Here is a 21,848-nt window from a genome sequence, read left to right as displayed (position 1 = left end):
GACGGTCCAGAGCCCGGAGCAAGGATCAGGGACCCGCCCACCGGCGAAGTCCAGGACACAGGCCCGCAGCGGCAGGACGACAGTCCGACCGCCGCGAGCCGAGCTCCCGCCGCAACCGACGGAAGCCGAGCAAGCCTCCGCCCCACCCGGCGGAAGCCGAGCAAGCTCCCGCCGCAATCGGCGGAAGCCGAGCAAGCTCCCGCCTCACCCGGCGGAAGCCAAGCAAGCCTCCGCCCCCACCCGGCGGAAGCCGAGCAGCCTCCGCCGTACCGCGGAAGCAGGATGGAGACGACAGTGCGCAAGCCGCAGCGAGCGACCCTCGACGGGCTGCCCGAGCAGGTGACGATCTACGAGGTCGGGCCGCGGGACGGGCTGCAGAACGAGGACGCGATCGTCGACGTCGCGGTGAAGGCCGAGTTCATCCACCGGCTGGCCGCCGCGGGCCTGAACACGATCGAGACGACGAGTTTCGTGCACCCCAAGTGGGTCCCGCAGCTGGCCGACGCGGCCGACCTGCTGAAGCTGGTCGACCTGCCGGACGGCGTACGGGCTCCGGTGCTGGTCCCGAACGAACGCGGCCTGGACCGCGCGCTCGAGGCCGGCGTCCGCGAGATCGCGATCTTCGCCAGCGCCACCGAGACGTTCGCCCAGAAGAACCTGAACTCGACCCTCGCCGACCAGTTCGCGATGTTCACCCCGACCGTCGAGCGCGCGCTCGCGGCCGGTCTCCAGGTCCGCGGCTACGTCTCGATGTGCTACGGCGACCCCTGGGAGGGCGACGTCCCGACCGCGCAGGTCGTCGAGGTCACCAAGCGCCTCGCCGACCTCGGCTGCCACGAACTCTCCCTCGGCGACACGATCGGCGTCGCCACCCCCGGCCAGGTCATCGACCTGATCACCGGCCTGGAGCACGCGGGCGTCGGAGCCGATCAGCTCGCCGTCCACTTCCACGACACCTACGGCCAGGCCCTCGCCAACACCCTGACCGCGCTGCGCGCCGGCGTCACCACCGTCGACAGCTCAGCCGGCGGCCTCGGCGGCTGCCCGTACGCCGAGTCCGCCACCGGCAACCTCGCCACCGAAGACCTCGTCTGGCAACTCGACGGCCTCGGCATCCACACCGGCGTGGACCTCGAAGCCCTCGTCGCCACCAGCGTGTGGATGTCGAAGCAGCTCGGCAAGCCGGCCGCCAGCCGAGTGGTCCAGGCGCTCGCGGGCTGAAGTCACCCGGCAGCGTGCACCAGCCGAGTCATCGGTAGCTGCTGCCGGGTGCGTTCGTCGGCGGGCGTCTCCACGAACATCACCAGGTCCGGATGCGCCGGCACCGCCAGCTCGGTGACGGTGAAGTGCAGCTCACCCGCCAGTGGATGCACCACGTGCCGCGGCCGCGGTGCGCACTCGGCGACCTCGTGCCGTGACCACAGCTCGGCGAACTCCGGGCTCACCGCGCACAGCCGCGCCAGGTCCGTCTCCCACTCCGGGTCACCGACGTGTTCGCCGTACGACGAGCGCAAGCGGCCGACCAGGTACGGGACCTCGGTGTCGTAGTTCAGCAAGCGCTGTCGCGCGAGTGGCTCGGTGACGATGCACCAGAGCAGGTTTTTGTGGACGCACGGCAGCGTGTGCCAGTCGTGGAAGAGGTCGGCGAAGGCGTCGTTCGTGCGCAGGATGTCGAAGCGGCGGTTGGTGATGACGGCGGGCAGCGGGTCGAGGGCGGTGACGATCTCGGCCATCACCAGCTCGTTCGCGCAGGCCGTCGTGCGCGGGCGCGCGGGGGTGGCTTCGGCCAGCCGGTACAGGTGTTCGCGTTCGATGTCGCTCAGGCCGAGCGTTGTCGCGACCGCGTCGAGGACCTGGCCGCTGACGTTGATCGGGCGGCCCTGCTCGAGCCAGGTGTACCAAGTGACGCCGACGCCGGCCAGCTGGGCGAGCTCCTCGCGTCGCAGTCCCGGCGTACGGCGGCGGCCGCCCGCGGGCAGGCCGACGGCAGCGGGGCTCACCTGGGCGCGCCGCGCCTTCAGGAACTCCGCGAGCTCGGCCCGGCGATCGTTCACCACCAGATCGTCGCACCGACCGCCGACAGTTTCACCGGGATTCCGGCGGCCCCACCGGCGTCCCCCACGTACTCAGGCAGAACGGATGCCCGGCCGGGTCGAGGTACACCCGGAAAACCTCCGGCGACGGCTGCAGCACACTCTTCGTCGCACCAGCCGCCAGCACCTCGACCTCAGCCGCATCCAGATCTGCGGTCTTGAAGTCGAGATGCGCCTGCTGCGGCACCCGCGGCTCCGGCCACGTCGGCGCGCGGTAGTTGAGATCGCGCTGAAACCCCAGGCTGAACGCATCCAATCGCAGCTCGGCGAACGTCTCCGTCACCACCGCGAGCGATCCGCCACAGACCCGCTGGTAGAACGCCGCCAGCGCGACCGGATCCGGACAGTCCAGCATCGTCCCCCAGTACGGCGCGATCACGGTTCGATCGGGCGCGGGATCCGGCGGACCAGGCTCTTGTCGGCGTACTGACCGATCCGGTACGTCGACCAGCCGTCGACCCCGCCGCCGACGACGCCGCCGAGCAGCGGCACCCGCCGGGTCACCGTGATCGCCATCCGCTTGCCGCTGATCCGCGCGATCAGCTCGCCGACGACCTCGCCGGAGACCTGCCGGTCCAGCTCCGGGTCGAAGACCGGCGCGGTCGCGATGCCGAGCGGCGAGGTCGGCAGGTTCGCCTTCTTCAGCCGGTCGGTGACGCCGTCCTCGCCGAGCAGGCAGGTGATCACCGCCGTCCGCACCCGCGGGTCGCCGAGGTCGTACCCGCGCAGGTGTGCGATCGCCGCGACCATCCGCGCCTGCACGATCGCCAGGCCGGTCAGGTTCGCCGGCAGGGCGACCGGAAGCGTGACCAGCCCGCCGATGCTGGTCAGGAAACCCTGCACGCCGGCCAGCCGGATGTGCTGGTCGATCACAGCCTCGATCGCGACGGTGACGTCGTCACCCGAGCGGGCCAGCTTGGTCTCCGCGATCTTCTCCGCACCCGGGAACCGCTGGTACCCGTCGATCGCGATCTCCAGCACCTGCCGGAGGATCCCGGCCGCGGCCTGCGGCGCGAACCGCTGAGCGGCGGGCGCGAGACTGCTGGCGACGAACCTTGCTACTCCGGCCACGGTTCTCCTCGAGGCTTCGGTCGGAACCGCCCACCCGGCCTCCGCGGGCGACGCACCTTCAAGACTACGTGCCGCTCCGGCGCACGCCACTCGGGAACAACCCGGACCGCGCCCTGGCCTCCCGGCGTTCACCCAGCCACTGCTCGGCGTCCCAGGCGTGGAAACGTTCAACCTCCACGAAACCCAGCTTCGCCGCCAGCCGCATCGACCCCAGGTTGGCGGTCTGCGTGGCCAGCACCACAGGCTCACCGGGAAACGCAGCGTCGAACCAGCCGAGCGCCGCCGCGCAGGCCTCGAACGCGTAGCCCTGACCCCAAGCGGTCGGCAGGAACAGATACCCGAGGTCGGCCTTCCCTCGGGCCGCCGGGCGGTGGTCGTCCGCGGCCCGGCGCAGCTGCACCTGGCCGATCATCGCGCCGTCCCGCTCGACCACGAAGCCGCCCGGGTACTGCCCAGGGATCTCCGGCATCTCTCGCTCGACGTCGGCGCGCACACGGGCCCCACCGAGATACGTGTTCACCTCCGGCGAGACCAGCAGTTCGACGAACGCCGCCCGGTCGCGCGCCTCGGACGCGCGGAGCACAAGGCGTTCGGTGCTGATCGGTAGCGGAGGCCAAGCGACGGTTCCCAGGTCGATCACCGGCAGGAATCTACCCGCGCAGAGGCTCGCCACCGAGCGTGCGCGAGGATGGTGGGGTGCCTGTCGAACCGCCTGTCTCCGTCTGGGAGTTCCCGCCGGTCGCAGTGGCCGGGAGCGGGGACGTGGTCGCGGCCGGAGCGGATCTCGAGCCGGGGACCGTGCTGGCGGCGTACCGGCGGGGGTTGTTCCCGATGCCGGACAGCCACGGGCCGTTGCTGTGGTGGTCGCCGCTCGAGCGCGGCGTGATCGAGGTCGCCGGCTTCAGCCCGTCGCGCTCGCTCAGACGCGCGAGGCAGCGCTTCGAGATCAGGGTGAACACCGCGTTCGACCAGGTGATCCGCGCGTGTGCCGACCCGCGCCGCCCGGGGTCGTGGATCGACGCGGACATCATCGCGTCGTACACGCGGCTGCACCGGATGGGCTGGGTGCACTCGGTCGAGGCCTGGGACGGCGACGAGCTGGCCGGCGGCCTGTACGGCGTGGCGATCGGCGGCCTGTTCGCGGGCGAGTCGATGTTCCACCACAAGACCGACGGCTCGAAGGCCGCCGTCGCCGGGCTGGTCGAGCTGCTCGACGACAAGTACGCCGCCGACCGCGTGCTCGACATCCAGTGGGTCACCGACCACCTCGCGACGCTCGGCGCGACCGAGATCCCGCGCGAGCAGTACGTCCGCCGCGTCCAGCGCGCCCTCGACCTACCTCTCCCCGACGCCTTCGCCTAACCCAAGAAAGCGCGCGTGCTCCGCGATCGCGGCCTCGAACAGCGCGTCCGCGGGGTCGAACGAGCCGACGTACTGGCCGAACAGCTCGAAGCTGACCAGTCCGAAGATCTGCGCCCAGATCATCCCGGTCCGCAGCAGCACGGCCCGCGGTACGCCGGGCGCCGCCGCCTCCAGCACCCCGATCTGCTCAGCCAGTACGCCGGACGGCTCGGCGGCATCAGCAGGCACCACCAGTACGCCCCCGTCCGCCGCACGCTGCAGCACCCCGAGCAGCGCGTACGCGACCCGCGAAGCAGGCTGGACCGTCGTCTGCGGCGCGCTGTACCCCGGCACGGGTGAGCCGTAGATCAGCGCGTACTCGTGCGGATGCGCCCGCGCCCAGGCCCGCACCGCCCGGCAAGCCGCGAGCCATGCATCCAGCGGATCCTCCACAAGCGCGGCCTTCTCCACCGCCGCGCCGAGCGCGTCGTACGCGTCGATGATCAGCGCGGTCAGCAGGTCGTCGCGGCTCGGGAAGTACCGGTAGAGCGCGGACGAGACCATCCCCAGCTCGCGGGAGACCGCGCGCAGCGAGAGCCGTTCCGCGCCGTCGGTGGCGAGCTGGCGGCGGGCGGCGTCCTTGATCTCCTGGGTCAGCTCGGCGCGGGCCCGGTCCCTGGCTGTTCGTCCGGCGTTCATGACACGCAGTTTGCCATGATCACCGCACCAAAGCGAGAGCACTGCTCTTGACTCGGGAACGACAAGCGTGTTCACTGGTCACAACAGAGAGCACCGCTCTCGAAAACTGAGGAAGGCCAGACCGCCATGAAGCAGACGTACGACAGCAAGCGCGTGATCACCGCCGGCCACGGCAGCATGCTGGTCTTCAACAGGATCGTCGCCGCGCTGACCAAGGCCGGGATCAGCCTGATGGGCAGCCGGGTCCTGTCGGTCAAGGGCCGCAAGTCCGGCGAGTGGCGCAGCACCCCGGTCAACCTGATGACGCTGGACGGCCAGCCGTACCTGGTCGCGCCGCGCGGTCACGTCCAGTGGGTCAAGAACCTGCGGGCCAACCCCGAGGCCCGTCTCCGGATCGGCCGCAGGACCGAGGTGTACGACGCGGTCGAGCTGGCCGACGCCGACAAGCCCGAGGTGCTGCGGCTCTACCTGAAGAAGTGGGCCTGGGAGGTCGGCGCGTTCTTCGAGGGCGACGTGGACAAGAACTCCTCGCTGGAGACGCTGCTGGCGGTCGCGCCCGGCGTACCGGTCTTCCGGATCACCAAGGATGCCAAGATGGGCCGATGATCACTCCCGAGCAGTTGACCGCGGCGCCGAAGGTGCTGCTGCACGATCACCTGGACGGCGGGCTGCGACCCGCGACGATCGTCGAGCTGGCCCAGGAGATCGGGCACCAGCTGCCGCGCACCGACGCCGGTGAGCTCGGCGAGTGGTTCGTCGAGTCGGCCGACTCCGGCTCGCTGGAGCGCTACCTGGAGACCTTCGACCACACCGTCGCGGTGATGCAGAACGCCGAGGCGATCACCCGGGTGGCGAGCGAGTGCGTGCAGGACCTGGCGGCCGACGGCGTCGTGTACGCCGAGATCCGCTACGCGCCCGAGCAGCACCTGACCGCAGGGCTGTCGTTGGAGCAGGTCGTCGACGCGGTCCGGGTCGGTTTCGAGCACGGGATGGCGAACGCCGAGCGCCCGATCGTGGCCCGCCAGCTGCTGACCGCGATGCGGCACCAGGCGCGCTCGATGGAGATCGCCGAGCTGGCCGTCGCCTACCGCGACGCGGGCGTGGTCGGCTTCGACATCGCCGGCGCGGAGGCGGGCTACCCGCCCACCCGGCACCTGGACGCGTTCGAGTACCTGCAGCGCGAGAACGCGCACTTCACCATTCACGCCGGCGAGGCGTTCGGGCTGCCGTCGATCTGGCAGGCGATCCAGTGGTGCGGCGCCGACCGCCTCGGCCACGGCGTCCGGATCATCGACGACGTCACCGAGAACGCGGACGGCAGCGTCGAGCTGGGCCGGCTGGCGGCGTACGTCCGCGACCGCCGGATCCCGCTCGAGATGTGCCCGAGCAGCAACCTGCAGACCGGCGCCGCGACCTCGATCGCCGAGCACCCGATCGGCCTGCTCACCAAGCTCCGCTTCCGCGTCACCGTCAACACCGACAACCGCCTGATGAGCGGCACGTCGATGTCCCGCGAGCTCGCCCTGCTGGCCGAAGCCTTCGACTACGGCCTGGCCGACTTCCGCTGGTTCGCCATCAACGCGATGAAGTCCGCCTTCCTCCCGTTCGACGAACGCCTCGCCATCATCGACGAAACCATCAAGCCCTGGTACGCCGCCGAGCTGAAGGTCTGACTGCTCAGCTCCCGCAGGCAACCTCCCGGCGGCCCGCGGACTCTATGAAGGCATGCAGGGGGAGACGTTCTCGGAGCCGGGCGTGTGGGTCGGCGCGTCGTCCGTACGGCGGGAGGACGACGCGGCGGCCGAGTTCAGTGCGTACGTCGCCGAGCGGTACGACGGCCTCTTGCGGATGTCCTACCTGCTGACCCAGGATCGCGGCCTCGCCGAGGATCTCCTGCAGACGACGTTGGCGCGCTGCTGGTTGTCCTGGTCGAAGATCAAGGCCGCGAACCCGCACTACTACGTACGCCGCTCGCTGGTGAACACCCACCGCGCCTGGTGGCGGCGCAAGCGGAGCCGACTGGAGATACCGACCGACGCCGTCCCGTACGACGTCGCCGACGGCGGGTACGACGTGCTGCACGAGAACGCCGTGCTGCTCGACGCGTTGAGCCGGCTGCCGCGCAGGATGTGCGCGGTGATCGTGCTGCGCTACCTGGAGGACCTGTCCGAGGTGGAGACCGCGCGGATCCTCGGCTGCAGCACCGGCACCGTGAAGAGCCAGTCGAGTCGTGCGCTGGCGAAGCTGCGGGACGATCCCGCGCTGAGCAAGGAGACCTGGCGATGAACCCCGAGGAGCTGCGCCGGCGTCTGCAGCAGGCCGTCGAGCCGGTCAGCGGGTACGGCGACCCGCTCCCCGCGGTCCAGCGGCGCGTGGGCAGTCTCGCCCGTCGCCGGGCAACCGCGACCACCTGCGCGCTGGTCCTCGCCGTCACCTCGGCGGCGTGGCTCGGTACCCACCGCGCCGGCAGCGAGCCGTCGCCGCGCACCCCCATCGCCACCAGCCTGCAAGGCGGAGGCGGCGCCCAGGCCTCGGCGATGGTTCCCAAGACCGGCGGCAAGTACCTCGTCGGGCAGACCTCGCTGACGATCGACCTGCCGGCCACGCCCGTCCTGACCCAGTGGCGGCAGCAGGCGATCGGTCAGGCGCAGCCCCGCGACGCGATCTGGTTGCTGGCCCGTTGCACTCACACCTCCGCGCAGGTCGTCGTCGCGCTACAGAGTGCGAAGAACCCGGCCGTCACACCGCGTCCAGTGCGCTGTGCGACCAAGATCCAGTTCGCCGTACCGGCCGACTGGTCCGCAGGATCACTCGCCGAGCTGTCGGTCGGCGTCGGCAGCGCGGGCGAGGTCGTGGTCGAGGCGGGCCTGTACCGCGCCGAGTCCTGTCGCCGTACGGCGGAGTGCTCGATCACTTGACATCGGGTACCCGCGAGCGAATACTCGATTTCGAGTAATCGAGATCGAGGAGGGACGATGGCCCGGCGCAAGGTGAGCAACCCGCTGGCGTTCGCCGTGCTCGGCAGCCTCGGCGAGCGGCCGATGCACCCGTACGAGATCTCGACCATGCTCAGGTCCCGCGGCAAGGACGGCAGCATCAAGCTCAACTACGGATCGCTGTACTCCGTGGTGACGGCGCTGGAGAAGGCCGGGTTCATCGAGGCCGTCGAGACCGTGCGTGAGGGCAACCGGCCCGAGCGAACGATCTACGCGATCACCGCGCAAGGCCGGGCCGAGTTCGACGACTGGCTCGCCGAGCTGCTCGGTACGCCGGAGAAGGACTTCAGCCAGCTCGAGGCCGGTCTCGCCTACCTGCCGGCCTTCGCGCCGGACCGGGTCGCCGAGCTGCTCGAGCAGCGGGCCGGCGTCCTGGAGCAGGAGATCGCGAAGCTCAAGGGCATGCACGACCAGATGCGCTCGCAGCAGTTCCCGGAGATCTTCTGGATCGAGTCCGACTTCCGGGTCGCGCTGCTGCGCACCGAGGTCACCTACGCCCGCCGGCTGGCGGAGCGGATCCGCACCGACGACCTGGCGGGCACCGAGTTCTGGCGGCGTACGCACGAACTGGTCGCCGAGCTCGGCGTCCAGCCGGCCGATCTGCTGCGCGACCCGGTCAAGTACTTCGGTGTCGACTTCGCCTGGTTGCGGGAGGTCCCACCGGAAGCCCGCTGAGAAACGGCCCCCGGCGTCAGGTGCGGCAACACCTGGACCGAGGGCCGTCAGTTCCCTGAGCCGGTCCCGAAGGACCTGATGACCCAAGGCGCACCATCAGGATAGACGGGCCGGCTCCCACACCCCATGAAGGAGCCGTAGCAATGGTCAGTCATGCCCTGACGGCCGTCGACCTGGTCAAGACCTACCCGGGAGCCCGTCGGGCGCCGGGTGTCCGGGCCCTCGACGGTCTCACGTTCAGCGTGCCGGAAGGCGTCGTGCTCGGTCTGCTCGGACCGAACGGCGCCGGCAAGTCCACCACCGTCAAGATCCTCACCACGCTGTCCCGGGCCGACTCCGGGACGGCGCTGGTCGCCGGGTACGACGTCAACCGCGAGCAGGACCAGGTCCGGCACGTGATCGGCTACGTCCCGCAGAAGCCGAGCTCGGACCCGATGGCCACCGGCCTGGAGAACCTGGTGCTCAGCGGCCGCATCCACGGCCTCTCACGCTCCACCGCGACCAGCAGAGCGCAGGAGCTGCTGGAACGCTTCAGCCTCACCGAGCAGGCCACCCGCCAGGTCAAGACGTACTCCGGCGGTCAGCAGCGCCGCCTCGACGTCGCGCTCGGGCTGGTGCACCGGCCGAAGGTGCTGTTCCTCGACGAGCCGACCACCGGCCTCGACCCGGAGGCGCGCGCCGATCTGTGGGCCGAGGTCCGGCTGCTGGCCGGCGACGAAGGCCTGACGGTGCTGCTCACCACGCACTACCTGGAGGAGGCCGACCGGCTCGCGGACCAGCTGGCGATCGTCGACCACGGCAAGGTCGTCGCCGAAGGTACGCCGGAGGGCCTGAAGGCGGAGCTCCGCGGCGACACCGTGCAGGTCGAGCTGGTCGAGGCCGACGTCGACGGTTCGGTCCGCGCGCTGCTGGCCGGCCTGCCCGGCATCGGCGAGATCGTTGTCGAGGGCAACGCTCTGCGCGCTCGCGTCGATCGCGGCGCGACCGCCGTACCAGCCGTGCTGGGAGCACTTGAGGAGAAGGCGATCCCGGTCGGCGCGGTGACGGTCTCCCGGCCGTCGCTCGACGACGTGTACCTCAGCTACACCGGCCGCTCGTTCCAGGCCGCGGAAGAGCAGGTGGCGTGATGAGCACCGTTCTCGCCCACACCGGGTTCATCACCTCCCGCTGGCTGCGCGCGCAGTTCCGCTCGCCGGCCCTGATCGCGTTCACGCTGGTGCAGCCGGCGATCTGGCTGCTGCTGTTCGGGCAGCTGTTCCAGGGCATCGTCCGGCTGCCAGGCTTCGGCGACACGTCGTACATCGCCTTCCTCACGCCGGGCATCGTGATGATGACCGCGCTGATGTCGAGCGGCTGGAACGGCACCACGTTCATCACCGACATGGAGCGCGGGGTGATGGACCGGATGCTCGCCTCCCCGGTCCGCCGCGGCGCGCTGATGGCCGGTCAGCTGCTCAGCAACGCCACCTCCACAGCGATCCAGGCGCTGCTCGTGTTCGGCATCGGCCTGGCAGCCGGCGCCCGGTACGACGGCGGCGTGGTCGGCTTCCTGGTCACCGTCGCGGCCTCGGTGCTGATCGGTACGGCGTTCGGCTCGCTGTCCAACGCGGTCGCGCTGCTCACCCGGCAGCAGGAGGCGCTGATCGGAATCTCGCAGTTCGTCTCGCTGCCGCTGACGTTCCTGTCGTCGATCATGATCGACCCGAAGCTCGCCCCGCACTGGGTCGAGGTCGCGGCCCGGTTCAACCCGGTCGACTGGGCCACGGTCGCCGCCCGCGAGGCGTTGTCGGCCGACCCGGACTGGGCGTCGGCGGGCCGGCACGGCCTGTGCCTGCTGGCGTTCACGCTGCTCGTCGCGTACCTGTCTACCCGGGCCTTCCGTACGTACCAGCGCTCGGTCTGACCCCGAAGGGGGCTCGTCCCAGGCGAGTCCCCTTCAGCACGCGGAAGGCCGGCTCCTCGACGTACTTGGTGAGCAGCCAGGCCAGGACGACGACGCCGGCGATCGATCCGGCGACCTGCAGCGGCCGACCGAGGCCGAGCGTCATCAGGTGGTAGGCGATCAGGTAGCCGACCTCCTGGTTGAGCAGGTAGAGGCCGAACGAGATCCGGGCCAGGAACTGCACCGGTCGCCGTACGCGAGTGAAGACCGTCCAGTCCGGTCCCCGCGCGGCGAAGGCGACCAGGACCAGGAAGGCCCCGATCCCCAACGAGGACGGCAGATCCGCCGTGTGCACGTACTGCGCGTAGACCGTCGCCACCAGGAGCGCACCGAGCTGCACGGCGCCCATCCGGCGCTGCGCCCACAACCAGATCGCGACGCCGATCGCGAACAGCTGCAGGCGGTGGAAGCCGAAACCGTTCCACACCTGCTGCACGACCAGCGGGCTGTGCAGGATCCGGTCGTTCCACTGCAGGATCACCGGCGCGACCACCATCACCCACAGCAGCACCGTGATCCGCGACGGCGCTCCGATCCCGCGCGGCCACAGCAGCGCAGCCGCGGCGAACGCCAGCAGCTGCAGCGGCAGCGTCCAGTACGAGCCGTCGATCAGCCGCACGGTCGGGTCCAGCGATGCGATCAGCGTCAGGTTGCCCCACAGGTCGCGTGGCGTGGGCAGGATCCAGTTGTCCGGGCCGAACAGCACCAGCAACGTGTACGTCGCCAGCACAGCCGCCAGGTACGGCGGCAGCACGCGACAGATCCGTTTCCACAACCAGCGCAGCGTCGAGCCCTTGCGGACGGTCACGCAGACGAAGTACGCGCTGATCACCAGCAGGATGCTCGCGCCGACCTGGAACGGGTGCCGCCCGAGCGGCTCACCGAGCTCCGGGTGCAGCACCGGGCCTTCGAACGCGGCGTGATTGAGAACGACAGCGGCAACTGCGACGACGCGGACGACGTCCCAGCTCAGGCGGCGTGACGGTGCCACCTGGCGAGCGGGCGGTTCCAATTGCGACAACTCACAGACATCTCGACCGACTCCCCCTGGAGTGCCCGTCGATCCTAGGCAGACCGCGACGGCCGATCGCAACTTGTGTGCGAAGGGTCACGCCAGGTTTCGTCAGGCGGTCTGGAAGGTACGCCGGTAGTTCTGCGGCGGTACGCCGACCACCCGGCGGAAGTGGTGCCGCAGCAGCGCCGCCGTCCCGAAGCCGGCCTCGGCCGCGATCTGCTCGATCCCGAGCGAGGTCTGCTCCAGCAGGGTTCGCGCGTGCAGCACGCGCTGCGTGGTGACCCACTTCAGCGGCGTCGTCCCGGTCTCGGCGACGAAGCGGCGGGCGAACGTGCGCTCCGACATCTGCGCGCGGCGGGCCAGGTCGGGCACGGTGTGCTCGACCGTCAGGTTGGCGACCATCCAGTCCAGCACCGGCTGCAGGCTGTCGCCCGACGACTCCGGGACCGGCAGCTCGACGTACTGGCGCTGGCCGCCGTCGCGCTGCGGCGGAACGACCATCCGGCGGGCGATCCGGGTCGCGACCGCGCTGCCGAGCTCGCGGCGGACCAGGTGCAGGCAGGCGTCGATGCCGGCCGCCGTACCGGCGCTGGTGATGATGTTGCCGTCGTCGACGAACAGGACGTCGGAGTCGAGCTGGGCGCGTGGGTAGCGCTCGCGGAAGAGCTCGGCGTAGCGCCAGTGGGTGGCGCAGTTGCGCCCGTCGAGCAGCCCGGCCGCGCCGAGCACGAACGCGCCCGAGCAGACGGTCAGCAGGATCGCGCCGCGGGCCTCGGCCTTGCGCAGGGCGGTCAGGATGCGTTCGTCGTACGACTCGCGCCAGGTGGTGGCGGGCAGTGCGACCAGGTCGGCGTCCTCCAGCTCGTCCAGCCCGTACGGCGCGATCACGGCCGAGTGGCTGCTGGTCCGCAGCGGCTCACCCGGGCGGGTCGAGCAGACCTTGAAGTCGAACGCGGGAACCCCGTCGTCGGTCCGGTCGATCCCGAACACCTCCGAGAGCACCCCGAACTCGAAGACCGCGACGTCCTCCATCAGCACCACGGCGATCTTGCGCAACATGCGAGCCAGTATGGCAGAAATTTGATGAAGGGGGTCAGTAGTGCCAATTGTGGCTGGATCTGGACGGTAGAATGATTACTGCCATGACCGGAATCGTAGCTCTCGCAGTCCTCACGCTCGCCATCGTCGCCGCGCTCGAACTGAGCAACCGCCGCCACTCCACCGGCCTCCCGGCCGGCCCGAGCAGCGACCGCGACCTGGCCCGGACCAAGCTCGACCTGCTCGCCCTCGGCGGCAGCGCCAAGCCCTTCACCCACAAGCCCGCCACCACCCCCGGCGCGGTCGTCCACATCCGCCGCGCCCGGCTGCACACCCACGGTCGCCACGCGGCCTGAAACCGGGGGCGGGATCCGCTAGTCGCTGTGTTTTTGGCGTCGACTTCGTCGCCGCGGGTTTTGGGGCTTTTTCGCCCGCTCTTCCCTCGTCGGTCGGTCGCTGCGCTCCCTCCCTCCTCAGTCCAGAGCGGGCGGCCCCAAAACCTGGGGGATCAGGTGGCGCCTAGGGGGTAAAACCCCGGGCGGACCCGCCGGTTGCTGTGCGACAGTCTCGGCATGGACGACTACCGCGTGGTGAACCGGGAGAACTGGGACGAGCGGGTCGCGGCGCACGCGGCCTCGCCGGGGTACAAGCTGGCGGAGTTCCAGGCGGACCCGGAGTTCATCTCTGATGTGGTCAGATTCGACCTGCCACGGCTCGGGGACATCGCCGGGCTGCGCGGAGTGCACCTGCAGTGCCACATCGGGACCGACACGGTCTCACTCGCCCGGCTCGGGGCGCGGATGAGCGGGCTGGACTTCTCCGGCCCGGCGGTCGCGCAGGCGCAGTCGTTCGCCGACGGGCTCGGGCTGGAGGTCGACTTCCACCAGGCCGACGTGTACGACGCGGTCGAGGTGCTCGGCGCGGCGGCGTACGACCTGGTCTTCACCGGGATCGGCGCGCTCGGCTGGCTGCCCAGCATCGACAAGTGGGCCGCGACGGTCAGCGGCCTGCTGAAGCCGGGCGGCCGGCTGTTCATCCGCGAGGGCCACCCGATGCTCTGGTCGCTCGACGACGCGACCGAGGACCTGGCCGTGAACTACCCGTACTTCGAGACCCAGGAGCCGATGGTCTTCGACGAGGGCGGGACGTACGTCGAGACCGACACCGAGTTCCAGCACAACGTGACCCACGAGTGGAACCACGGCCTCGGCGAGATCATCACCGTGCTGATCGAGCACGGCCTGCAGCTGACGGCGTTCGAGGAGCACGACAGCGCGCCGTGGGTGCCGCTGCCGGGCAAGATGACCAAGGACCCCGACTTCGACGAGTGGCGCCTGACCGACCGGCCGGAGCGCCTGCCCTGCACCTACACGCTGCAGGCCGTCAAACGCTGACGGGCGCACCTCGGACCCGGCGAGGGTCTTCCCTGCTCGCCGGGCCGGGCGGAGTCGTCGGGGTCAGCGCGCGGTACGCCGCTGCTGGACCTTCTGGAACATCTCCTTGGCCTTGCGCTGGTTCTCCGGCTTGCTCAGCTCGCGCTGCGCGACCTGCACCAGCTTGGCGACCACGGCGCCCTTGACCAGTGACTTCACGAAACCCATCGGGGGCCTCCTTCTCTGCTTCCCTCGAAGGTAGCGGCTCGATCAACCGCAACCCATAGGTGATCCACCGGAGCCGTCCCCGGGTGAACCCGTGGGATCTGTCGGCGCCGTACGGCACACTGGGCAGGTGCCCGAGTTGCCGGAAGTCGAATCGCTGGCGGGGTTCCTGCGGGAACGAGCCGTCGGACGGGCGATCGTGCGTGCCGACATCACCGCGATCAGCGCGCTGAAGACCTACGACCCGCCGATCTCCGCCCTCACCGGGCTGCTGATCGACGACGTCAGCCGGCACGGCAAGTTCCTCGACATCGAGGCCTCCGGCGTGCACCTGGTGATCCACCTGGCCCGGGCCGGCTGGTTGCGCTGGCGCGAGCAGCAGTCGACCGGTCTGGTCCGGCCGGGCAAGGGCCCGATCGCGCTCCGGCTGATCCTGGACGACGAGTCCGGTTTCGACCTGACCGAGGCCGGGACGCAGAAGAAGCTCGCGGTGTACGTCGTCCGCGACATCACCGAGGTCCCGGGGATCGCGAAGCTCGGCCCCGACCCGTTCACGCTGTCGGCGGAGGGTTTCGCCGAGATCATGCGCGACGCCGGCCGGGTCCAGCTCAAGGGCGTGCTGCGCAACCAGTCGGTGATCGCCGGCATCGGCAACGCCTACTCCGACGAGATCCTGCACGTCGCGAAGATGAGCCCGTTCAAACCGGCGTCGAACCTGACCGACGACGAGCTGCAGGTCCTCTACACGGCGATGCGTGAGACGCTGTGGGACGCGGTCGAGCGCTCGAAGGGCCTGGCCGCGCAGGACCTCAAGTCCGAGAAGCGCAGCGGGATGCGCGTGCACGGCCGCAAGGGCGAGAAGTGCCCGGTCTGCGGTGACATCGTCCGCGAGGTCAGCTTCGCCGACTCCTCCCTGCAGTACTGCGCGACCTGCCAGACAGGCGGCAAGCCGTTGGCCGACCGCCGCCTGTCCAAACTGCTCAAGTAGTCATCTGGTCGAACATGCTTTTCACGTCCGCCGAGTTGGGCGTCGCCAGCAGGTACGGCGTACCGCTGGTCGTCCGGCGTGACGTCACCGCGAACACGTAGCCGAGGTTCGCGTCGATCCGGTCCTTCATCCACGGCCCACCGCTCGCGCCGCCGTTCATCGTGCAGTTCAGCGCCGCGTCGGTGCTGCCCCAGGCGAACGTCGTCCCGTCGCAGTAGTACGGCACCTCACCGTTGTACGGCGGCTCGGCCGGCCAGCCCCAGATCCGGGTCCCGGCCTGGGCGCGACCGTTGCCCCAGACCAGCCCGTTGCCGCCGACGGCGTCGATCAGGTTGCGCCCGTTGCGCTGCTGCAGCGTGACGAACGCCTGGTCGTGGCTGAAGTCGCTGCTGCTGATCCACGAGTTGAACGTGCGCGCCTGGCTCCAGTTCCACAGCCCGGCGCCGGACTGGCCGTTGTAGTACGACGGCGCGAACACGATGTTGCTGTGCCAGCCCTGACCGGCTCCGCCGTGCACGCAGTGGCCGGCGGTGATGATCAGGTTCTTGTAGCTGTTGTTGATCGTCGACGCCGAGCAGACGTAGTTCAGCCCGTTGTAGCTGAAGAACACCTTGCCCGCCGAGCTCGGCACCGGATCGTTCGCGACCTTCGACTTCGGCGCCACCGGGTGCGACGCGACGCCGCCGGCCTGGCTCGATTTCCCTTGCGGGGCAGGGGTTTCGAGGCTTCCCGGCAGGTCGGCCGGGATCGCGTTCTTCAGCTTGTCGGCGGTCCAGTAGCCGGTGGCGTCGAGCCCGCCGGCCTTCTGCGGTACGGCCGGAGCCTGTACGGCGGTAGTGGCGGCCGGTGGGGTCGCCGTCGAGGTGGTGGCGGTGGCAACCGCCGTACTGGTGAGCAGAGCGCCGGCTACGAGCAGGCGCAGGACAGGTCGGGTCATGGGCGGTGACTCCTCGTTCGGGGCGGTAACTGTCAGGAGGTGACCGATCACCGACAGTAGAAATCACCGGTACGCCGCCGCGCAACGCCCTGTCCGGTTTTGACCAGAACCGTTCACCAGGGCAACGACGCCGAACGCCGCCCGGCGTCCAGCCGCACCACCAGCGGCTCCGCGTCCGCGCTCGTCCGCCGCAACGTCGTCGGCCGCCCGACGGTCGCGCCTGGTTCGAGGTCCTCGAACTCCCAGGCGTCGGCCTTCCCCGCCCACCCGCTCGGCACCGGCAGCTCGACCGAACCGCGCACCGCCGTCCGCCCGAAGTTCGTCACCTGGACCTCGAGCCGCCCGCTCCGCGCGTGCACAGACGCCAGCACGGTCCCGACCGGCGCGACCAGCGCGCGGGTCACGACCAGCCCCGCAACCGACAGCCGCACCACCCGCCCGGCCCGGACGGCAAACGGCCCGAGCACGTGCCCGACCGCCTCCGCCGCCGGTACGCCGTACGCGCGTCCGGCGACCCGCACCTGGTACCGGCTGCCCGGAGCGAGGCCCTCGATCAGCCGCATCCCGGCCTCGGCCGGCCCGATCAGCCGCACGCCGACATCGGCCGTACGCCGCGCGACCAGGTGGAACGTCGGCCGCGACAACGCGCTCGGAGTCAGGTCCCAGACGCCGTCGGCGTTGGCGGTCGTGGTGTCCGGCGGGACGATCCGCAGCTTGCCCTGCAGCGCGACCTTGATGACCGTGAGCGGTGGGCTGGTCTCGTTGTCGCCGGGCAACCGCGCCGGCAGTTCGTCGCCGGGCAGCCGGACGACCAGGTCGTCGCCGTCGCGCCGCCAGGTCAGCGCCTTGCCGGACTGTTCCTCGACGACGTGCCGCGGCGTGGTCGCGAGCCCGGGCAGCCGGACCTCGTGGTCGGCCGGGCGGCGGGTGATCCGGAGCAGCAGCACGCCGCAGTTCCGCAGGATCGCCTCACCCCACGGTTGCGGGCCGAACTCGCCCGGAATCCCTTCGACCAACGCCAAGCCGTGCCTCCCCGTTCGCTCGTCCGACTGTCCGCCGCCGGGCGACGTACTGTCAACGCGCGATCCACCCGCTGGGCAATCGCATTCCGCGCTCCGGATGTGGCGGCCCACGGCAAGGCTGCAATGATCGTCCCATGACGCAGAACCCGATGATTCCGGCCGTCGTCGTCTCCGACGTGGACGACGCGATGCTGGCCGAGGCCTTCGTGCTCGACGTACGGGAACCGGACGAGTGGACCAGCGGCCACATCGAGGGCGCCACCCACATCCCGCTCGGCCAGCTGCAGCAGCGGGTCGGCGAGGTCCCGCTCGGCCAGAAGGTGATCTGCGTCTGCGCGGTCGGCGGCCGCTCCGGCGTCGCCACCCAGTTCCTGCTCGCGGAGGGCCGCGAGGCGATCAACCTCGACGGCGGCATGCACGCCTGGGCGTCGTACGGCCGCCCAGTCGCCACCGGCGAATAAAACCTTCCGATCGACGACCGGAGACGTTAGTTTGTCACCGGTCGTCGATCGGCGTACGCCCACGCCGACTCGGACGCCCCATCCCGAGGAGGCACCGTGTCCGCTCCCGTACGACGTACGCTCGCCACCGGTCTGCTCACCGGTGGCCTGCTCCTCAGCGCCGCTCTTCCACCAGCCTCAGCCGCACCTGACCAACCAGTCGAAGCCCGGCACGGATCCTCTGCCGCCTCCGACATTCCTGACATCGCCATCGCACCGCCCGGCGAAGGCATCGTCACCCGCCGCACCGACAGCCCCGTCGCCCCCGGCGTCAACTACACGAGCTTCGACCGCCTCGACGCCCGCGGCTGGCTGCGCGGCGACATCCTCGTCGCCGACCTGGACCGCAAGGGCGTCACCGTCGACTACCTCAACCCCGGTACGGTCTCCGGCCGCGAGGTCCTCAGTCAGCAAGCCCAGCGCAAGCAGGCGATCGCCGGCGTCAACGGCGACTTCTTCGACATCAACGACACCGGCGCACCCCTCGGCGTCGGCATCGAGCGCGACGCCGACGGCGGCCCCGGCCGCTTCGTGAACGGCCCCGCGGCCGGCCACAACGAGACCGCCGTGATCGGCGCGAACGGCCTCGGCCGGATCGCCCAGGTCTTCCTCGAAGGCTCCGCGACCGACGACGACGCCAGCAAGGTCGACCTGACCAACCTCAACTCCCCGACCGTCAACGCCAACGGCATCGGCCTCTACACCCCGCAGTGGGGCGAGGCCGCCCGCACCCGCACGGTCGACGGCCTCCCGACCGTCCGCGAGGTCATCCTCCGCGACGGCGTGGTCGTCTCGTCGGCCACGACCCCCGCGACGACCCCGCTCGCCGCCAACGAGCAGGCCCTGATCGGCCGCGAGTCCGGCGCCGCGGCCCTGCAGGCGTTCGAGCCCGGCGACCACATCGACGTGAAGTACGGCCCGCGAGCCGACGCCGCCGACGCGGCGGTCGCGCTGAGCGGCAACCTCCAGTTGGCCCGCGACGGCCAGATCCTCGACGTCGACGACACCGCCCTTCACCCGCGCACCGCGATCGGGTTCTCCGAGGACGGCCGCCGGATGATCCTGCTCACCGTCGACGGCCGGATGGTCGACTCCCGCGGCCTGACCGAGAAGGAGCTCGCCCGCCTGATGCTCGACCTCGGCGCCGACGACGTGCTCAACCTCGACGGCGGCGGCTCCTCCACGATGCTCAAGCGAGCGCCCGGCGAGGCTGCCCCCGAGGTCGTCAACAAGCCCTCCGACGGTTCCGAACGCCTCACCCCGAACGGCCTCGGACTCCTTCCGGTCAAGGGATCCGGCCAGCTCAAGGGCTTCCGCGTCGAAGCAACCGGTACGGCGGAAGAGCCGGCCGACGCCGACCTCACCCGCAGCGCGAAGGTCCTCACCGGCCTGACCCGCGTCCTCACCGCCCGCGGCCACGACGAGACCTACGCGCCGGCCCCCGGTACGCCGTACTGGTCGGCCGGCAGCAACGCGCGGGTCACCAGCCAGGGCGTCGTCACCGGCCGCCGCGGCGGCGACGTCGTGATCACCGCCGCGAAGGGCCACGCCAACGGTCGCTTCCCGATGACCGTGCTCGGCGAGCCGACCCGGCTCGCGCCGTCGAGCAAGCAGGTGTCGCTGCCGAACGCCACCAGCAAGGGCTTCTTCAGCATCACCGGGTACGACGCCGACGGTTTCTCGACCTGGGTCGAGCCGCGTGACGTCAAGCTTGCCTATGACAGCACCCTCGTCAATGTCGTTGCCAAGGGCAATGGGTTCGAGGTGAACGCGCTCGGCACCGACGCGGTCTCCACCGTCGTCACGGCGCGCGTCGGCAGCCTCAGCACCCAGCTGAGCGTCACCGCCGGTCTGAGCATCGAGGTGGTCGACGAGGTCGACGACCTGACCCGCTGGCAGGCCAACGCCGTACCGGCCGGTGCCGCCACCGCGTCGCACTCGGCGGCCGAGGGGCACGACGGCGGTCAGGCCATCGCGCTCGACTACTCGCTCACCGGCAGCACCGCCACGCGGGCGGCGTACCTGTCGATGACGCCGCAGCAGGTCCTGCCCGGGCAGCCGCAGAAGCTCGGCGCCTGGGTGTACGGCGACGGCAAGGGCGCCTGGCTGCGGGCCAACGCGTACGACGGCGCCGGCGGCTCGGCGCAGACGCTGAACCTCGCGGCGACCGTCGACTGGACCGGCTGGAAGTACGTCGAGGCCGACATCCCGCCGGGGCTGACGATGCCGCTGAAGTTCTGGCGGATCTACGTCGTCGAGACCGTCCCCACCCGCCAGTACGCCGGGCGGATCGTCGTCGACGACCTGACCGTCCGCGGTGCGCCGCCGGTCACCGTGCAGCCGCCGGCCAAGGTGGTCGACCCGATGGTCGTTGCCGACGGCAAGCTCGACGGGAAGCGCTGGAAGTTCGCCGTCCTGTCGGACGCGCAGTTCACCGCCGACGATCCCGAGTCGGACTTCGTCAAGCAGGCCCGGCGGACGATCCGCGAGGCGCTCGCGCAGCGCCCGGAGTTCCTGGTGATCAACGGCGACTTCGTCGACCGCGGTTTCGCGAACGACATCGCGCTGGCCAAGCGGATCATCGACGAGGAGGTCGCGGGGAAGGTGCCGGTGCACTACGTGCCGGGCAACCACGAGAGCTACGGCCCGGGTGACCTGTCCGAGTGGACGAAGGTGTTCGGCGCGCCGACCAGCACGTTCGACCACAAGGGCACGCGGTTCGTGCTGCGCGACTCCTCGCTCGGCTCGCTGCGCGCCGGTGGGTTCGCGCAGATCCTCGACCTGCGGCGTCAGCTCGACGACGCCGCGCGGAACAAGGCGATCCGGAACGTCGTCGTGATGGCCCACCACCCGATCGACGACCCGTCCCCGACCGCGAACTCGCAGCTCGGCGACCGCAAGGAGGCCGAGCTCCTGGTCCGCTGGCTCGCCGACTTCCGCGCCACGACCGGCAAGGGCGCGGCGTACATGGCGGCCCACGCGGGCACCTTCGCGGCGACCCGCACCGACGGCGTCCTGCTCCCGCTGACCGGCAACTCCGGCAAGAGCCCAGCAGCCGCTCCCGACGCCGGCGGCTTCACCGGCTGGGCGCTGGTCGGCATCGACCCCACCGCCCGCGCAGCTGACGCCGGCGTACGCCACTGGTCGGCCCCGGAACGCAGCTGGTTCCAGCTGGAACTCCGCCCCCACGTGGACACCCTGGAGCTGGCCGCCCCCACCACCCTCCGCCGAGGCCAGTCCACAACAGCCACAGCCACCGTCGTCCAGGACACCCGCCGAGTCCCGGTCACCTTCCCAGTCTCAGCCGACTGGACCGGCTCAACCTTCCTCCACGTAGGCCCGGCAAACACAGCCCCCTTCTGGGCCGCCGCCTCCTACGACCCAACCACCAGCACCCTGACCGCCCTCCGCCCCGGCACGGTAGACCTCACGGTCACCGTCAACGGCACCACGAAGATCCAACGCATCCGCATCGACTGGTAGCGACGTGCACCACCGTCCAACCCACTGAAACGACCCCGACACGCCGAGTGCATCGGTGTGTCGGGGTCGTTGGTGGGTGGTGGAGATCCGCGTCAGCCTTCGACGTCGGTGAAGTGCTCCACGTGCGGCGGGTTGGCGAAGTGGGGGCCGATCAGGCCTCGCCAGATGCCGAAGGCGTCGCTGGCGCGGAAGGCTTCGTGGGCCTCGACGGACTCCCACTCGACGAGGAGGACGAAGCGGGTCGGGGTCTCGATGCCGCGGGTCATTCGGATGCTCTGGGCGCCGGCGCCTTCCAGCTGTCGCCGGGCCTCGCGGTACGCCGCCTCGAAGTCCGCTTCCTGTCCTGCCACCACGTCGATCAACGCAATCTCGAGAGCCATGTCGTCAGCTTTTCACGTGGCCGTCGAGGCGTCCGGGTGTGGTCGGAGGGTGGACAGCGGATAGCGTTCC

General features: G+C 70.5%; 25 protein-coding genes. 14 read left to right on the top strand and 11 right to left on the bottom strand.

Translation table 11 applies throughout. The features are described from left to right. The first annotated feature begins 282 nt into the window (after window positions 1-282). The gene (locus tag AB0M01_RS34690) at window positions 283-1,221 is read left to right on the top strand and encodes a hydroxymethylglutaryl-CoA lyase (RefSeq protein WP_363676730.1); all 939 of its coding nucleotides are present in this window, start codon (window positions 283-285) and stop codon (window positions 1,219-1,221) included. Window positions 1,222-1,223: 2 nt separating this feature from the next. Here AB0M01_RS34690 and AB0M01_RS34685 read toward each other — a convergent pair whose 3' ends face one another. The 4 genes from AB0M01_RS34685 to AB0M01_RS34670 all read right to left on the bottom strand — a co-directional run bounded on the left by AB0M01_RS34685 (window position 1,224) and on the right by AB0M01_RS34670 (window position 3,804). Further along, window positions 1,224-2,054 carry a helix-turn-helix transcriptional regulator gene (locus AB0M01_RS34685; RefSeq protein ID WP_363676729.1) on the bottom strand — a complete coding sequence of 277 codons (831 nt, stop codon included), beginning with the start codon at window positions 2,052-2,054 and terminating at the stop codon, window positions 1,224-1,226. A gap of 31 nt (window positions 2,055-2,085) precedes the next feature. After that, window positions 2,086-2,472 carry a VOC family protein gene (locus tag AB0M01_RS34680; RefSeq protein ID WP_363676728.1) on the bottom strand — a complete coding sequence of 129 codons (387 nt, stop codon included), beginning with the start codon at window positions 2,470-2,472 and terminating at the stop codon, window positions 2,086-2,088. Beyond that, the gene (locus tag AB0M01_RS34675) at window positions 2,469-3,164 is read right to left on the bottom strand and encodes an EcsC family protein (RefSeq protein WP_363676727.1); all 696 of its coding nucleotides are present in this window, start codon (window positions 3,162-3,164) and stop codon (window positions 2,469-2,471) included. Before AB0M01_RS34675 ends, AB0M01_RS34680 begins: the two co-directional genes overlap by 4 nt. 64 nt (window positions 3,165-3,228) lie before the next feature. Then, entirely contained in the window at window positions 3,229-3,804 is a 576-nt protein-coding gene (locus tag AB0M01_RS34670; RefSeq protein WP_363676726.1) for a GNAT family N-acetyltransferase, read from the bottom strand. A gap of 56 nt (window positions 3,805-3,860) precedes the next feature. Here AB0M01_RS34670 and aat point away from each other — a divergent pair, with 56 nt between their 5' ends. Continuing rightward, window positions 3,861-4,526 (top strand): leucyl/phenylalanyl-tRNA--protein transferase, encoded by a 666-nt coding sequence (gene aat, locus AB0M01_RS34665; protein WP_363676725.1) that lies wholly within the window; start codon window positions 3,861-3,863, stop codon window positions 4,524-4,526. Here aat and AB0M01_RS34660 read toward each other — a convergent pair. After that, window positions 4,500-5,204 carry a TetR/AcrR family transcriptional regulator gene (locus AB0M01_RS34660; protein ID WP_363676724.1) on the bottom strand — a complete coding sequence of 235 codons (705 nt, stop codon included), beginning with the start codon at window positions 5,202-5,204 and terminating at the stop codon, window positions 4,500-4,502. The two genes, aat and AB0M01_RS34660, sit on opposite strands and share 27 nt — an antisense overlap. 126 nt (window positions 5,205-5,330) lie before the next feature. On the opposite strand from AB0M01_RS34660, the gene AB0M01_RS34655 reads away from it, so the two are divergent. The 7 genes from AB0M01_RS34655 (at window position 5,331) to AB0M01_RS34625 (ending at window position 10,778) form a co-directional block, all read left to right on the top strand. After that, window positions 5,331-5,810 carry a nitroreductase family deazaflavin-dependent oxidoreductase gene (locus tag AB0M01_RS34655; RefSeq protein ID WP_363676723.1) on the top strand — a complete coding sequence of 160 codons (480 nt, stop codon included), beginning with the start codon at window positions 5,331-5,333 and terminating at the stop codon, window positions 5,808-5,810. Beyond that, window positions 5,807-6,877 carry an adenosine deaminase gene (locus AB0M01_RS34650; protein ID WP_363676722.1) on the top strand — a complete coding sequence of 357 codons (1,071 nt, stop codon included), beginning with the start codon at window positions 5,807-5,809 and terminating at the stop codon, window positions 6,875-6,877. The genes AB0M01_RS34655 and AB0M01_RS34650 overlap by 4 nt, the downstream gene beginning before the upstream one ends. A 52-nt stretch (window positions 6,878-6,929) precedes the next feature. Next, on the top strand, window positions 6,930-7,490 hold the full coding sequence (locus AB0M01_RS34645) for a SigE family RNA polymerase sigma factor (protein WP_363676721.1): 561 nt from the start codon (window positions 6,930-6,932) through the stop codon (window positions 7,488-7,490). After that, a complete protein-coding gene (locus AB0M01_RS34640) occupies window positions 7,487-8,122 on the top strand; it encodes a hypothetical protein (protein ID WP_363676720.1) in 636 nt (211 codons plus the stop codon). Before AB0M01_RS34645 ends, AB0M01_RS34640 begins: the two co-directional genes overlap by 4 nt. Window positions 8,123-8,179: 57 nt before the next feature. After that, window positions 8,180-8,875 carry a PadR family transcriptional regulator gene (locus AB0M01_RS34635; RefSeq protein WP_363676719.1) on the top strand — a complete coding sequence of 232 codons (696 nt, stop codon included), beginning with the start codon at window positions 8,180-8,182 and terminating at the stop codon, window positions 8,873-8,875. Between the two features lie 143 nt (window positions 8,876-9,018). Further along, window positions 9,019-10,002: an ATP-binding cassette domain-containing protein gene (locus AB0M01_RS34630; RefSeq protein ID WP_363676718.1), complete on the top strand. Its 984-nt coding sequence runs from the start codon at window positions 9,019-9,021 to the stop codon at window positions 10,000-10,002. Beyond that, entirely contained in the window at window positions 10,002-10,778 is a 777-nt protein-coding gene (locus AB0M01_RS34625) for an ABC transporter permease (RefSeq protein ID WP_363676717.1), read from the top strand. The genes AB0M01_RS34630 and AB0M01_RS34625 overlap by 1 nt, the downstream gene beginning before the upstream one ends. Here the strand turns inward: AB0M01_RS34625 and AB0M01_RS34620 are convergent. Then, window positions 10,741-11,808 carry an acyltransferase family protein gene (locus AB0M01_RS34620; RefSeq protein ID WP_363676716.1) on the bottom strand — a complete coding sequence of 356 codons (1,068 nt, stop codon included), beginning with the start codon at window positions 11,806-11,808 and terminating at the stop codon, window positions 10,741-10,743. The genes AB0M01_RS34625 and AB0M01_RS34620 overlap by 38 nt on opposite strands. A 132-nt stretch (window positions 11,809-11,940) precedes the next feature. Then, window positions 11,941-12,891, bottom strand: coding sequence for a helix-turn-helix domain-containing protein (locus AB0M01_RS34615; protein ID WP_363676715.1), 951 nt, complete (start codon window positions 12,889-12,891; stop codon window positions 11,941-11,943). Between the two features lie 83 nt (window positions 12,892-12,974). Between AB0M01_RS34615 and AB0M01_RS34610 the strand changes: the two genes are divergently transcribed. Next, a complete protein-coding gene (locus AB0M01_RS34610) occupies window positions 12,975-13,226 on the top strand; it encodes a hypothetical protein (protein ID WP_363676714.1) in 252 nt (83 codons plus the stop codon). 216 nt (window positions 13,227-13,442) lie between these two features. Further along, entirely contained in the window at window positions 13,443-14,264 is an 822-nt protein-coding gene (locus AB0M01_RS34605; RefSeq protein WP_363676713.1) for a class I SAM-dependent methyltransferase, read from the top strand. A 63-nt stretch (window positions 14,265-14,327) separates the two neighbouring features. On the opposite strand, the gene AB0M01_RS34600 is transcribed toward AB0M01_RS34605, so the two are convergent. Further along, window positions 14,328-14,471 carry a hypothetical protein gene (locus tag AB0M01_RS34600; RefSeq protein WP_363676712.1) on the bottom strand — a complete coding sequence of 48 codons (144 nt, stop codon included), beginning with the start codon at window positions 14,469-14,471 and terminating at the stop codon, window positions 14,328-14,330. A 127-nt stretch (window positions 14,472-14,598) separates the two neighbouring features. Here AB0M01_RS34600 and AB0M01_RS34595 point away from each other — a divergent pair, with 127 nt between their 5' ends. Then, the gene (locus tag AB0M01_RS34595; RefSeq protein ID WP_363676711.1) at window positions 14,599-15,456 is read left to right on the top strand and encodes a DNA-formamidopyrimidine glycosylase family protein; all 858 of its coding nucleotides are present in this window, start codon (window positions 14,599-14,601) and stop codon (window positions 15,454-15,456) included. Here the strand turns inward: AB0M01_RS34595 and AB0M01_RS34590 are convergent. Both AB0M01_RS34590 and AB0M01_RS34585 read right to left on the bottom strand, forming a co-directional pair. Next, the gene (locus AB0M01_RS34590) at window positions 15,449-16,393 is read right to left on the bottom strand and encodes a hypothetical protein (protein WP_363676710.1); all 945 of its coding nucleotides are present in this window, start codon (window positions 16,391-16,393) and stop codon (window positions 15,449-15,451) included. The genes AB0M01_RS34595 and AB0M01_RS34590 overlap by 8 nt on opposite strands. Before the next feature lie 113 nt (window positions 16,394-16,506). Further along, entirely contained in the window at window positions 16,507-17,415 is a 909-nt protein-coding gene (locus AB0M01_RS34585; RefSeq protein ID WP_363676709.1) for a hypothetical protein, read from the bottom strand. Window positions 17,416-17,549: 134 nt separating this feature from the next. On the opposite strand from AB0M01_RS34585, the gene AB0M01_RS34580 reads away from it, so the two are divergent. Next, complete coding sequence (locus AB0M01_RS34580) at window positions 17,550-17,876, top strand: rhodanese-like domain-containing protein (RefSeq protein WP_363676708.1); 327 nt, start codon at window positions 17,550-17,552, stop codon at window positions 17,874-17,876. A 96-nt stretch (window positions 17,877-17,972) separates the two neighbouring features. Next, complete coding sequence (locus AB0M01_RS34575; protein ID WP_363676707.1) at window positions 17,973-21,398, top strand: phosphodiester glycosidase family protein; 3,426 nt, start codon at window positions 17,973-17,975, stop codon at window positions 21,396-21,398. A gap of 92 nt (window positions 21,399-21,490) precedes the next feature. On the opposite strand, the gene AB0M01_RS34570 is transcribed toward AB0M01_RS34575, so the two are convergent. Beyond that, complete coding sequence (locus AB0M01_RS34570) at window positions 21,491-21,778, bottom strand: antibiotic biosynthesis monooxygenase (RefSeq protein ID WP_363676706.1); 288 nt, start codon at window positions 21,776-21,778, stop codon at window positions 21,491-21,493. Between the last annotated feature and the right edge of the window lie 70 nt (window positions 21,779-21,848).

Origin of the sequence: Kribbella sp. NPDC051770 (assembly GCF_040681455.1) — a bacterium.
In the GTDB taxonomy this organism is placed as follows: domain Bacteria; phylum Actinomycetota; class Actinomycetes; order Propionibacteriales; family Kribbellaceae; genus Kribbella.
This window is presented reverse-complemented; position numbering and strand designations above follow the sequence as displayed.